Source organism: Winogradskyella arenosi, from assembly GCF_003337305.1.
GTDB lineage: Bacteria > Bacteroidota > Bacteroidia > Flavobacteriales > Flavobacteriaceae > Winogradskyella > Winogradskyella arenosi.
Genome location: NZ_QPJO01000001.1, coordinates 168,785 through 182,419 on the forward strand (window position 1 = coordinate 168,785; position 13,635 = coordinate 182,419).

Annotated in this window: 9 protein-coding genes; all 9 read right to left on the reverse strand. The window is 37.1% G+C overall.

From position 1 onward, the window contains the following. Positions 1-31 precede the first annotated feature (31 nt). Positions 32-796 carry an SDR family NAD(P)-dependent oxidoreductase gene (locus DFQ08_RS00685; protein WP_114307880.1) on the reverse strand — a complete coding sequence of 255 codons (765 nt, stop codon included), beginning with the start codon at positions 794-796 and terminating at the stop codon, positions 32-34. A gap of 50 nt (positions 797-846) precedes the next feature. Beyond that, positions 847-2,160 carry an MFS transporter gene (locus DFQ08_RS00690; RefSeq protein WP_114307881.1) on the reverse strand — a complete coding sequence of 438 codons (1,314 nt, stop codon included), beginning with the start codon at positions 2,158-2,160 and terminating at the stop codon, positions 847-849. A 14-nt stretch (positions 2,161-2,174) separates the two neighbouring features. Further along, positions 2,175-2,876: a FadR/GntR family transcriptional regulator gene (locus DFQ08_RS00695; protein WP_114307882.1), complete on the reverse strand. Its 702-nt coding sequence runs from the start codon at positions 2,874-2,876 to the stop codon at positions 2,175-2,177. Positions 2,877-2,996: 120 nt separating this feature from the next. Then, a complete protein-coding gene (locus tag DFQ08_RS00700) occupies positions 2,997-3,875 on the reverse strand; it encodes a PKD domain-containing protein (protein WP_114307883.1) in 879 nt (292 codons plus the stop codon). 26 nt (positions 3,876-3,901) lie between these two features. Continuing rightward, entirely contained in the window at positions 3,902-5,338 is a 1,437-nt protein-coding gene (locus DFQ08_RS00705) for a RagB/SusD family nutrient uptake outer membrane protein (RefSeq protein ID WP_114307884.1), read from the reverse strand. A 30-nt stretch (positions 5,339-5,368) separates the two neighbouring features. Continuing rightward, complete coding sequence (locus DFQ08_RS00710; RefSeq protein ID WP_114307885.1) at positions 5,369-8,491, reverse strand: SusC/RagA family TonB-linked outer membrane protein; 3,123 nt, start codon at positions 8,489-8,491, stop codon at positions 5,369-5,371. A gap of 226 nt (positions 8,492-8,717) precedes the next feature. Next, positions 8,718-9,065 (reverse strand): cupin domain-containing protein, encoded by a 348-nt coding sequence (locus DFQ08_RS00715; protein ID WP_114307886.1) that lies wholly within the window; start codon positions 9,063-9,065, stop codon positions 8,718-8,720. 32 nt (positions 9,066-9,097) lie between these two features. Further along, positions 9,098-11,371 (reverse strand): alginate lyase family protein, encoded by a 2,274-nt coding sequence (locus DFQ08_RS00720; RefSeq protein WP_114307887.1) that lies wholly within the window; start codon positions 11,369-11,371, stop codon positions 9,098-9,100. Positions 11,372-11,408: 37 nt separating this feature from the next. Continuing rightward, positions 11,409-13,634, reverse strand: a complete 2,226-nt coding sequence (locus DFQ08_RS00725) for a heparinase II/III family protein (RefSeq protein WP_114307888.1) — start codon at positions 13,632-13,634, stop codon at positions 11,409-11,411. Between the last annotated feature and the right edge of the window lies 1 nt (position 13,635).

Sequence of the window (13,635 nt, forward strand, 5' to 3'; positions counted from 1 at the left end):
GCTTTTTTTTAAATATATATTTCAGCTCGTCTTAGATACCTAATGCTTGACCACCACCAATTTGTATAGTTTCAGCAGTTACAAAAGATGCATCTTCACTTGCTAAGAATGATACAACACCAGCAACATCTTCTGGTTGTCCTAATCGTCCTAACATAATGTTATTTGCCCATGAAGCGAATACTTCTGGCTTCGTTGCTTTAATTTGCGCATGGAAAGGAGTATCAATAGTACCTGGAGATACTGCATTAACTCTAATTCCGTATTCCGCTAAATCTTTAGCTAAAGCTCTAGTAATTGCGTGTACTCCTGCTTTAGAAGTTCCGTAGATTCCAGCACCTGGTCCACCAGCGGTCCAACCTGCGTTAGACGTATAATTAATTATTGATGGGTGTGCCCCTTTTTTAAGGAATGGTATTGCTGCTCTAGAAGCAAAAAATACAGAATCTAAGTTTAAAGCCATTACAAATCTGTAGAAGTCTGTAGTCATTTCTTCAAATCTAGAACGACCACCTAAACCACCGGCGTTGTTAACAAGGACATCTATTCTTCCGTACTTCTCACCAATTTTAGTAATGTTAGAGGTTACTTCTTCTTCTTTAGTAACGTCAAATCCTACGTATTCAGCAGTAATCCCTTCACCTGTAAGTTCTTTTACTTTTTCTGCACCTGCTTCATCTTCAATACCGTTTAAAACTACAGTATAACCATCTTTTCCTAATCGTTTTGCTACTTCAAAACCGATACCACCTGTTGCACCCGTTACGATTGCTACTTTTCCTTTGTTTTTGCTCATTTTGTTATTATTCTTAAATTATACTTATTCTATTATTATGATTATTCTTATTAATTTTTAGGTTTTACTGGGGCTATATTTGGACATAAAATCCATACACTCGCAAGTGTTATTACGGCTAATGCGGCACCTATAATAAAGGCTGGAGAATAATTTCCTCCACTAGTTAACCAAGGCACTAAATAGGTTAAACCTGCCGCCGTTAATTTGGCTGCCATTCCTGAAAATCCAGCTAAGGTTCCTACCGTTTTACCACTAAATAAATCACTTGGTAAGGTTTGTACATTTCCAATAGCCGTTTGGAAACCAAATAAAATCACCGCCATAATTAGAACCGCTTGTGTTGGTCCTCCTGGGTTAGACATTGCAATTAATGCCGGAAGCATTAAAACACAACCTAAAGTGATGACCATTTTACGAGTTTTATCTACATTCCATCCTGCTTTTAATCGGTTTTGTGCTAATAAACCACCAAACCAAGCGCCAAACATCGCTCCTACATAAGGAACCCATCCGTAAAGTCCAATACTCTTAACATCCATTCCATACACTTCATGTAAGTAGATAGGAATCCAGAATACAAACAACCACCAAATTGGATCAATGGCAGCAGAGGCCAAAATAACACCCCAACTTTGTTTATGCTTTAAGAGTTTTCCGGTATCCGGGTTGTACTCTTGATCAGGTTCACCGTCGCCATCAAAATCTTCATTTCTTTGTCCCGTTAAGATATACTCTCTTTCTTCATCTGTAATCCAAGGGTGATCCTTTGGTGGTGCTTTTACTAAAATTAACCAAGGCACTAACCAAAGTAAACCAGTAAGACCAATGATGATGAAAATCGCTTTCCAATCGAAATAAATGGTTAAAAAGGCAATTAATGGAATGGATATAATCCCGCCTATGGCGGCTCCAGAATTAAAAATTCCTTGCGCTAAAGCCCTTTGTTTTGTTGGAAACCACTCGGCATTACCTTTGGTGGCTCCAGGCCAGTTTCCGGCTTCAGCGATCCCTAAAATAGCGCGGAAGATCCCGAAACTTAAGATCCCTTGTGCTAAAGCATGTAAAGCGGTTGCTACCGACCATACCCCGATAGAAAGGGTAAATCCAATACGGGTTCCGACCCAGTCAAATATTTTTCCGAAGATCGCCTGACCAAAAGCGTATGAAAACACAAAAATTATGGAAATAAGGGCATAGATGGATTTATGCTCATCTGGTGTATGACCGGGATAAATTTCATCGGCAATTTGTGGCCAAAGTACACTTAAAGACTGTCTGTCTATGTAGTTAATGATTGTGGCTAGAGCAATCAACGTGACCACCCACCAGCGTAAGCCTTTAATCTTTTTACTTATTTGCATAATTTCTTTTTATATTAAATATTATAACAGTATTGATACAATTCACTAAAGTGATCTTTCATTTTTTGTTTTGCTAATTGCGGGTTTTGTTGCTTAATGGCATCATAAATAGCTTGGTGCTCTTCAATACCAATTAAGGCTCTACTCTTACCACAAACATGATAGGTTTCAAAATTTGTAATAATCTCAGGCGTAATCATTAACATAAAGTTATTGATCGTCGCATTACCGCTCGCTTTTGCAATGGCTAAATGAAATAAAAGGTCTTCTTCTACGGCACTCTCTCCGTTAGTCACTTTTTCTGAATAGGCCGTTAAAGCCGACATCATATTCTCTAAATCCTCTTTAGTTCTTCTTATCGCTGCTAATCTTACAGTTTTTAATTCTAATAAAATTCGAGTTTCGACTAAGGCTTTAAAATCTTGGTCTTCCAATCTTAAAATATCCTCAATCATACCATTCATGGCTGTGACCCCGATATTGGCTACAAAGGTTCCACTCTGCGGCCTAGAAATTAATAGTCCGTACAACTCCAGTTTCTGAATAGCATCTCTGACAACGCCTCTAGACACTTTAAACTTCTCGGATAGCATGCGCTCTGATGGCAGTTTATCTCCTGGTTCTAGGTTTTTTACAGTGATTAGTTCTCCTATACTAGAGATAATCTCATTTATTCCTTTTGTATTTTCCGATTTCGCTGTCGTATCCACTTTCATATGATATGTTGTAATAACGGTTAAGTTTTCTGCCCAAAAATAAGACAGTTATTTTTATTACTATTAATTCATAATTGTTTTGAATGGTTAATTTTTAAGCTTGCTATTAAAAGTCAATTTTTACTCTAAGGCTATGATTTCAAAAGAATCTATATAAGCCTCATCATCTGCATTAAAGAAGAAGATGGCTAAAGAGGTATTAGCTCCAGAATTAAAGACTAAAGCCCCACTCGCTAGGGCTCCTGCTCCTGCTACGTCTTCTGTAAATGTGATCATTCCCATCGCATTATCATCAAACTGACTTAAATCTGTCATAGGTTGTACCATAGCCACATTTAAACTTCCGTTAGCATCTTCTATTTGATCTCTAAAAGCATATTTAAAGTTTAATTGATAGGTTTTATTAGGTGTAAACTCCCCAATTAACTGATAGCCTATACGATCTCCAGAAGTTGGTAATTTTGCCCCATAAGAACCTTCATGATATCCGTTTGAAGAAGTGATTTGAATAACTCCTCCTAAGTCTGAATTTCGCCATGGATCTCTACTATCATTACCATTATCGAAACCAGCTTCTAAGATTACTGGAATTGATGTTGGTGGAATTTCTGGTTCTACCACAACAACCTCTTCAGAATATGTGCTAGACACGCCTAAATCATCTGTAGCGGTTAAGGTTACAGTATAAGTCCCTTCATCAGGGTAAGTATTCATACCATCTAAGCTTGTAGCGGTGTTTCCATCGCCGTAGTCCCACAAATAGCTCGTAGCACTTACAGACTCATTAGCAAAGGTGAAACTTAGAAAATCATCACCTTCAGACACGGTAAATAACGCGGTAGGTGGTGTTTTATCGTCTTGAGAATTGGCATCTGGCAAATCGAAAGCCAGAGCATCAATTGAAGGATCACAAGCTGTAGCCATTGCACAAGTTACAACAAGTAACGCTGCCATGAGCTTTTGTGATACATAGGTTTTTATGTTATATCTATTTTTCATTGTTTAATGTTTTTAGTTCCTACTAATTAGTATCCTGGATTTTGCGTCATTAAGCCATCACTTAAATTCACTTCATTTTGCGGCATTGGTAATACCAAATCTGAAGAGGTAAAACCAAATCCGTTAAGATCTGAATATGCTGATAATACCGATTGTGCTTTTCCTAAACGGATTAAATCGAATAATCTATGGTTTTCAAAAGCCAACTCTACACGACGTTCTAATAATAAATCGTCTACCGTAATTTCCGTTACAGGATCTGTTAAACCTGCTCTATCTCTTACTTGTTGAAAAGAAGCTAAGGCTGCCGTTGCGCTGGTTTGGTCTGATCCGGCCATGATAGCTTCAACATGTAGTAATAAAATATCCGCATATCGAAGCACAATCCAATCGTTTCCGGCTAACTCTGGGTTGGTATCAAACTGGTGTGGGTTTGTGGTCCCACCATCTTCGCCATTAGGAAAATATTTAGCACACTGATAACGTACCGAAGTAAGGTGTAAAGGATCTTGTCTGTAAGAGTATTGCGTTCTTTCGCCTCCAAACTCATTAAGATCATCAACTAAATCATAGGTGGCGTAGTTTAATCCACTAGATACACCAACTTGGTTCATCCATTGTGCAGAAAAGGTTTGACTATCATTTACAGGTTCAAAACCAATAGCAAAGATAATTTCAGAATTTAACTCGTCATAAAACACATCGTAGTAATCTACTAAGCTAAAGTTTCCGCTGTTAATAATTTCTTCACACATTAACTGTGCATTTACATAATCTGGCTCTTCTAAAGACAAGTACACTTTGGCCAATAGCCCTTGAGCTGCGGCTTTAGAAGCTCTTGTTTTATAGGTATTATCTAAACCTGCTACGGCAGTTTGCAAATCAGTCACAATTAAGTCGTACACTAAGTTTTTATCCACTCTTATAAATTGTGTATCCGTTTCAGAAGGACTTAAAACATGGTCTACTAGAGGAATATCACCAAATAATCTTACCAAGTTAAAATAAGCATAAGCTCTAATGAATTTAGCTTCCGCTTCAATTGCAGAGGTATCGTCATCTACGTTAGATAAGTTTTCTAAAACCACATTGGCTCTAAAAATCACTTGATAGAAGCTTGAATAATAATTAGCAACAATACCATTTGTTGGAAGCACATTAAAGGCTTCAAATTGTCCTGAATCTGAAAAATCGTCTGGATCGGCAATTTTAGTCGCTGTATTTCCACTACGCATTTCAGTAATGTAAAATTCGTACTGCACACCGTGATTAGCATCCTTATCGTAATTTCCTTCGCCTTGAATAGCATCATAAGCTCCTACAAGAGCTGTTTCTAACTCATCTATAGTAGAATAATAATTTTCTGATGTGATTGCTGAACTTGGTTCTGGTTCAAGAAAATCGCTGCAAGACGTCGCTAAAACACCTACAACTACGACAGCTATATATTTTATAAATTTCATAATATGTTGTATTAAGTAATTATTTGTTTATTAAAAGTCTACGTCTAATCCTAAAGAAATTGTTCTGTAAATTGGCGAACCTCCTCTTTGGTATCCGTATTGCGTAGGACTTGTTTTATCTAAGGCTTCTGGGTTCCATCCTGTATAGCCGTCTGCTGTTCTATACAATAAGTTTTGTCCTGAAGCGTATACTCTTAATTTAGAGAACCCTAATTTTTCTAGTAATTCTGTTGGAAAGCTATACCCAATATTCACATTTCTTAAGGCGATGTAAGACGCATCTTGAATCATACTATTGGTTAAGTATTTGTCCACTAAGAATTCCGTTTCGTACCCGGCTTCTGCGGCAGCATCGTTTAAGGTTCTGTTATTGTTATGGCTAAATAAATAGTGATCACCTATATTTCTTACCTCAGCCCCATGAGATCCTTGGAACATGAAAGAGAAGTCTAAATTACCAATGGTAAAATCGTTAGATAAACTCCAAATTAACTCCGGGTAAGGATTACCTAAAATGGTTTTATCATCATCATCTAAAACACCATCACCATTTAAATCTTTTACTTTTACCCATCCAAATTCTGCACCAACATGTCTGTAAGGACGATCTCTATATTCAATAGGTACTTCAGATTCTACAACATAACCGTAAAATGATGAAATAGGCTGTCCTTCTTGGTTAATCCATTCTGCTGGACGACTTGGATCTATACTTGTAATTTGTCCGTTAGAATCGGCAAAATTTACTAAGGTATTTTCGTTGGTTGTTGCAATCAATGTTGACTGCCATGTAAAGTTTCTTTTATTAATGTTTCTTGTTCTTAATTCAAACTCAAAACCTTGATTTTTAACCTCTCCTAAGTTTACTAAGGCGGTATTAAAACCAGTTGTAGAAGACACTGGGTTGTTCAATAATAATTGATCACTTGTTCTTTGGTACCAATCTACAGATCCTGTAATTTTATTATTTAAAAATCCGAAATCGATCCCTGGGTTGATTTCAATTAAACGCTCCCATTTTAACTCTGGATTTGCAATATTTAAAGGCGAATATCCTGTAGATAAAGACCCGTCCACAACGTAAGACGTTAAGTCTAGTAATGATAAATGTGGATAATAATCTTGTAATACATTATCTGAACTTAATACCGAAGAGCTTCCTTGTGCATCTGGATTAACACTTCCTGTATTTAAACGGTCATTACCGGTAACCCCATAACTTGCTCTTAATTTAAGGCTAGAAATAATATTACTGTCTTTTAAGAAATTCTCTTTAGCGATGTTCCAACCGGCAGAAGCTGCTACAAAATTACCGTATTTAAAATCGCTACCAAAAATTGAACTTCCATCACGACGCATACTTAAAGACATTAAGTATTTATCATCATAAGCATAAGTAAATCTAGAGATGTAAGAGATGCCTCGTTTTTGCCATTCCATCCCAAAAGTTTCAGAAGCTACAATATTGGTGGCTCCAGAGATTTGTTGCACGATATCATTTTCATAACCGATACCTTTTATTGTAGAGAAGAAATAATCTCTTGTTTCTATAGAGTTACCAAGGGTAATCCCTAACTCATGTTTTCCGAAGCTTGTATTATAGTTTATGAAGTTATCAAAAATGTAATACTGTTCTTTTTGGTTGGTCTCTACCATGTAAGCATCACTTGTTTGCTCTCTTGCTAGTGTTCCTAAGTAATCGGTACGTTTGGTATCTTGAATAGATCCTGATAAGGTTGTGGTAAAGCTTAACCCATCAATAATTTTATACTTTCCGTTAACGCTACCAAACATTTTAAATTTCTTATCCATTCGGTTACGTTCAGTAACTCTTGCATATGGGTTTTGGTTGGTACTATTCCCGATGTTTTGAAGCACATCATTAATTTCACCATCACCGTCTAAATCAAAAATCGTAAAGTGATTTTGTCTTACGTAATCTCCAACTTCAAGACCAGAAAAATCATTAAGATCTACATGTTGTAAGGTTTCTTCTGTATGATAAATTGGCAACCAAGGTTGGTGTCTTGCCACGTTGTGTACCGACTCAGAAAAACGCTTACGTTCCGTATAAGAAGGTGATAAGTTAACCCCTATAGACACTTTATCACTAATTTTATTATCCACTTTTAATCGCGCACCATACTTAGAGTAGTTGTCTAGAAGTAACACCCCTTCATCATCAGAATAATTTAAACTTGCACTATATTTAGTATCCTTGTTTCCACCTCTAAATGATAAGGCATGGCTTGAAATGGTTCCTCCATCAAAGAATACATCTTGCCAAGAGCGGTCTGTACCGGTTTGTAATTGTGCTTGTGTAAAAACAGAAATTTCTCCGTTTCTTTCCATTTGCATATCGGCCCATTCTTGAGTTGTTGTTCCGTAAGCTTCACTTTTTCTAGCTTCCTTAAATCCGGTATACGTACTGTAAGTCACTCTCGTTTTCCCTTCTATACCCGATTTCATGGTAATCATAATGATACCATTAGACCCTTTAGATCCATAGATTGCAGCAGATGCGGCATCTTTAAGAATTTCAAAAGACTCCACATCATTCATATTTAAAGAGCCTAAAAAGTCTGAATCTACAATAACACCATCAACAACAATTAAAGGTGTTGAATCGCCTGCCATAGATCCTACACCACGAATTGTAATGGTTGGGGCAGCACCAGCCTCTCCGTCAGTGGCTTGTATATTTACCCCTGAAACCTGCCCTACTAAAGCATCATCTACACGCGATACGGCAATCTGACCTAAATCGTCATTAACAACTTTTGATATCGACCCTGTGGTATGACTTTTCTTTTGGGTTCCGTAACCAATCACAACAATTTCCTCTAAAGCACTAGCGTCTTCCACTAATGACACATCAATTGTTGTTTGCTCTTTAACGGTTATTAATTGGGTTGCAAAACCAAGGTAAGAGAATTGAAGAATATCACCTTTTTTGGCATTAAGTTGATAATATCCATCAAAATCTGTAGTGGTCCCTTTAGTTGTTCCTACAACTACAATGTTTACACCAGGAACTGGCATACCATCGGTTGTAGAAATCACCTGACCCTTAATAGACATTGCTTCTTGTGCGTTTAGCGAAAAGCACATTAAAACAAAAATAATCAAGGTTGATTTAATTTTTAATTTCATAATGAATTGTTGCTTATTTTAGAGTTATTTAGTTAAAGTGGCCTTCTGGAATTGAACCTCTTTTTTATTGGATGTTCCCCTTAGAATTAGCTCTAATTCTGTAAAAACAAGCACAAAAAAATTGGTTAACCAGATTGGTTAACCAAATATATATAAAATATTGTTAAATACAACGTTTTCGTAAAAGAAACTCTGTTAAAATTTTACTTCTAACAGAGTTAAATCTTTATTCCATAAAGTCCTCACGGATTGGACTAAAGACATCTATTAAGATTCCTGCCTTCGTACATTTAGCCCCATGAAGTACGTGAGGTGGGATATAAACTGAATCGCCATCTTTAACCGTTTTTGTTACACCACCAATGGTAAATTCCCATTCCCCACCAATTGCATAGGTCGCTTGAGAATGATGATGCTCGTGCTCATACCCAATAGCACCTTCTTCAAAATGTACCTTTACAAGCATAATTTTATCATCATAACCCATAATCTTTCTTTTTATACCGCCTCCTAAGACTTCCCATTCTTGGTTTTCGTCTAATAAGAACTCTTTACTTGATCCAAATGATTTCATAATTGTGTAATTTTTATTTGTGTGATTTTAATTTATTGGAAATAATAAGCACCTGTCCATTGGTAGTTATTAGCTCCGATTTTTAAGTTGTGTTCGGTTTCGTTATTGGGATCTAAATTAGATAAAATTAATAATTTAGAAGCACCAGAAGTCATTTTTAAGACGATTGCCGTATAGGCTTCTTCATCTAAAACAACCGTTACAGATTCAAATTGACTATAGGCATTATCTGCAGTTTCACTCACCGCGTTATAAACGCCATGTGGTTCTATAACCGATGCAAAAACGGCTGATGCGGTATTCTCTTTTCTTAAGATCATTGCTGGATCACGACGTAAATTAAACTCCGGATCATTGGCTCCTGTGCGTGCTAAAAGCACTTTATCCTTAGCATGGGTTGCCGAGGTGATGCTATAAAAAATTTGATTGTTTAACCATGTAAACTGAATATGATCTGCATTGGCCGTACTTTCAGCTTCTTTCCAAAGGTGTTGGTAACCATTTTTAGTTCCTAAAGGTTCTAAAGCTTTTGGCGCTTCAGTTTTAAAACTTGTTGCTACAATTTGCCCAAAATAATAATACGGTAAATCGTATTGATGTGCCGTATTTGAAAGCACTTTAAATACATCAATAATATAAGGCTTGGCTAAAGTAGAATCCTTCACCATAACCATGGTTCTATGAAAACTTGTATTTGGGTAGGCATTGTGTTCTTTTGCCCCCATAATTTGAATTTGTGGATTAGACGCATCAAAAACATAACGGTCTGAATGGTGACGACTTCCGGTAACAAAATCATAATCAAAATGCGACGTTTCATCCTGAATCACCGTATTATGAGCAATAGTATGCTTGGCAAAAGTTTTATTTTCTTTTAAATACCCACCACCATTTTTCTGTTCGACATTAACAAAACGCGATAAACCGTAATCTTGAAGCACCTCTTCTCCGTCTTCGTATAATGAAAAGGATAACTTATCATAGTGACCATGGCTTAAACCTTGCCCAGTATACTTCATCACTAAAGTCATTGCCGCATTGTCATCTTGGTGTCTTAAGATGCCAACAGCGCCTTCATCGCCATTACGCCCATCTGTAAGTTCCATAGATTTTTTAATAAAAGGCTGTTCTTTACCTTCTTTTAATCCAATAGCCACCGCTAATCCGGTCGCATCTAATTGCACCTTATTTTGTGCCTTGGCTACCGATAATAATTCTGGTCTTTGAGAACCGTAATAATAAGCGATATCTACAGCCGAAACTAAAGAGGCTGTGTAATACGACATCCCTTTTTGTCCGTCATTTAGCGGAAAAAATTCACCATCAGCATCGGTTAAATTAAGTAAGGCATCCACGGCTTTTAACAAAACGCCATCTTTATATTCAAAAATCTTTAATTCTGGTTTTTTATTGTGAAGTGCTTCAGCAAAAATCATAAACGGATACATTGCGTAACGTTGGTAATACGGCCCTTCTGTGTAAAATCCATCCGGAGAAAACGGACTGTCTAAATTGGCAAAAAAGCCCGCCTTCCCATCTTTATCTTTAATAACTCCACCGTCGTCATCTAACTCGTTAGGGTCTATATTATCGTCTTCTAAACCATATAACGCTCTGTCTAATAATTCATCATCATCCATAACTAAGGCAATCATCCCTACAGCCACATTTCCCCAAGTACTATGGTTATGTACACGGTTAAAAAACTTAGGCGTTTCTACCGATAGGAAATCGGCATAAGGTTTAAACAAGGTGCGGTTTAAATGATCGCTTTGTTCTTTTGGAAGCCAATCGTAAATACAATCGTAAGCCTGACTGGTATAAACTAACCAATTAGAATCGTTAAGACATTGCCAGAAAAACTTACCTCTAGAGTACGAACGCTCTTGTGGGTGACGCCCTAAAGTTGGAAAAAGTGCCGCATATTCTAACAGCATATCTCTAATATAAATGGCATATTTTTCATCGCCTAGCAATTGAAATAGTACACCTGCTTTTTGCATATGGTCGTAATTGGCTTTATGTTGAGTATGGGTATATCCCCCAGCCATATCTTTTGGAATTGGCACATCGATACCTTCTGCGATGGCCAAATCGACTTCTTCTTGAACTTTAGCCAGTGTTGCATCGAAAACCGGAATGCTCCCGAGGTGAGCCTTAATCTCGGCCACACTTTCTTGGGTTAAAATTAAATTAGGATGCGATTTTAAGGTTTCAGATTCTGACACCTCTGTCGTTTTTTCTTCTTCTTTACAAGACATAAAAATCAGTAATAAAAGCGGTATAAGTTTAGAGATTGTTTTCATTGTTTAGCTTAGAGTTTATTTAGTTTAGAGCAGTTTATTAGTTCATGTTGTTGGTCTCTACATGATAAGTTTTGGTTTTAGAGGTTCCTAATTGCGTTATAGTTACCGTCATCTCCTTATCGTGTAACGGCATCATTTTAAGTTCGTTTTTATCGTTTAGCCACACATCAGAGTGTTTGTTAAACGTTATTGTGGTATCTCCGTGTTGCAGTTGTTTTATGTTAAAAAAAATAGATTGTGAATTTTTAGATAAAGAAAGTGGTTGCTCGCCTGTCATTTTCCATTTTGAAGCATTGAGTTGCCAACCTTTAAGCTCTTGTATTGTTCCTGTTTCATCGATACGAGCATCATAAGTTTTAAAAGGAAATACTACCGTAATAAACTGGAAATTATTTTGCTGGTTTTTTGTAGCAATGGCCCACGTTTTTCCACGAGCACCATCGGTACTTACCGTATCAATCGGATGGAGTTGGTAGATATCTAATCCCGATCCATTTTTAAAACTAGACCGCAGTAAATTAGGGCGCTTTTCTAAACTATAATGCCCTTGCCAAATTTGTTTGTATGCATGCGCTTCTTCAGATTTAAAATTATCTTTTACAATCCAAAAGGCATTTTCAACATTTAAAACTTGTCGGCTATAATCTACTCCTATAGCTTCAAAACCATTATGACGGCCAACAAACAGCTCCAATTCTGGACCGGTTTTAAAAACCGTTACTTCCGGTTGTGGTAAACTTTTAAATTTTCCGAAGCCACTTCCACCTTTATTAGAGGTATAAGCTTTCCCTTGTAATTCATTATCGACTAAGGCTACATTTTTTGTCAGAGAGTTTTTAAACAGTTCTAAATCGTCTAAACTGTACCGCACCTGATAATTCGGTAACACAACCTGTCCGTTAGCCATGGCTTGGATTCCCAACATATCACCATGTTGGTGATCGGGTTTATTTTCATCTAAACCTGCTGAAATAACAAGCATGTGGTCCTGAGTCTCCCAACCTTCTCGCATTACATAGTAACCCGTATCTGGAAACGCCAAAGAGGTGTAGGTTGGCGTTTTTTTCTGAATATTTTCTAACTTAAGAAGTTCTGAGGCACTAACATTCCAATAAAACTTTGGACTAAGATCTGAGGTTGAAAAATAACCCATTTCAGGATCTTCAAATAAGAGGTAACCTAAAGTCATAGCACCAGAAATATCATTCTTTTCAGCCCACGGTGTATCGGTATCATCAGATAACACGGGTGCTGATTGATCTGGAAATGCGATTTTTGCCAAGGTTAAAAACATGGATTTCAATTTATTTTCCCAAGTGGCCTCAATGTTTAACTGATTTTTTTTAGCCAATTGGTACACATAGAAATAATTACCGATATCGCTGATATGATAATGAATAGTGCGCTCAAACTGAAACCCATCTGCATTGATCTCCTTATCTAGGTGTTCCCCTAAAAGGGTCATAGCATGCTGATACCATAGCTCTGCACCCTTAAAATCTTTAAGTAAAATAGCAACCATAGCTAAAGCCGATAGCCCGCGTGTTTGGTGATTTCCAAATTTGAAGGTTCTATTATGCTCATACAAATGCTGAGCATGCTGTAATAGTGTTGCTATGGTTTGTAATTGTGCTTCGTCGGAATATGCTTTTTCGCCTAAAAATAGGCTATGCAAATGCAACCAATTTAATATTCTATAACCCGATCGGAAGGCCTCATAGACCCCATTTCCATCTTCAAGTTTTTCATAATCGCCATTAGCAAAGGCCGTATTTAAAGACGCAAGTTGGGTTGTAAAATACTCTATAGAAGAACGCTCTTTTGCATTATAAAAATACGAATACCCAATATCAACCATTTTATGCTGTCTTGCCAAATGACGTAAGGCATACGCATTAACAGCTTCGCCATTTAAGTCCTTATACGGTAATTTCCATTGAGCCTGAGCCGGAAATATACTTCGGTGTGTTGCTGCCCGAGCAGCATGATGCGCTTTTAATGTTGGATAGCGTTTTTGATAATCCTGAAACCGTTGGTCTACCGTTTCCCAATTAAAAAAATAACGTGTTTTAAAGGCCCTTCTAAAATACAACGCGAGTTGCGCTACTGTTACCTCATCATTGCGCTCCATAGCCTCTTTTGCCTCTTCCGTAACGTAATGGCTTAACTCGTTTACCGTTAAAACACGACCCGACGGGATACCTTGAGCTCCTAACGGAGCACAACATATGAGACCAAGTAAAAAGGCTATAAAGTGGTTCATG

Excerpts from the sequence above, each read along its gene's own strand:
- DFQ08_RS00685 (WP_114307880.1), bottom strand. The coding sequence starts at position 796 with ATGAGCAAAAACAAAGGAAAAGTAGCAATCGTAACGGGTGCAACAGGT.
- DFQ08_RS00690 (WP_114307881.1), bottom strand. The coding sequence starts at position 2,160 with ATGCAAATAAGTAAAAAGATTAAAGGCTTACGCTGGTGGGTGGTCACG.
- DFQ08_RS00695 (WP_114307882.1), bottom strand. The coding sequence starts at position 2,876 with ATGAAAGTGGATACGACAGCGAAATCGGAAAATACAAAAGGAATAAAT.
- DFQ08_RS00700 (WP_114307883.1), bottom strand. The coding sequence starts at position 3,875 with ATGAAAAATAGATATAACATAAAAACCTATGTATCACAAAAGCTCATG.
- DFQ08_RS00705 (WP_114307884.1), bottom strand. The coding sequence starts at position 5,338 with ATGAAATTTATAAAATATATAGCTGTCGTAGTTGTAGGTGTTTTAGCG.
- DFQ08_RS00710 (WP_114307885.1), bottom strand. The coding sequence starts at position 8,491 with ATGAAATTAAAAATTAAATCAACCTTGATTATTTTTGTTTTAATGTGC.
- DFQ08_RS00715 (WP_114307886.1), bottom strand. The coding sequence starts at position 9,065 with ATGAAATCATTTGGATCAAGTAAAGAGTTCTTATTAGACGAAAACCAA.
- DFQ08_RS00720 (WP_114307887.1), bottom strand. The coding sequence starts at position 11,371 with ATGAAAACAATCTCTAAACTTATACCGCTTTTATTACTGATTTTTATG.
- DFQ08_RS00725 (WP_114307888.1), bottom strand. The coding sequence starts at position 13,634 with ATGAACCACTTTATAGCCTTTTTACTTGGTCTCATATGTTGTGCTCCG.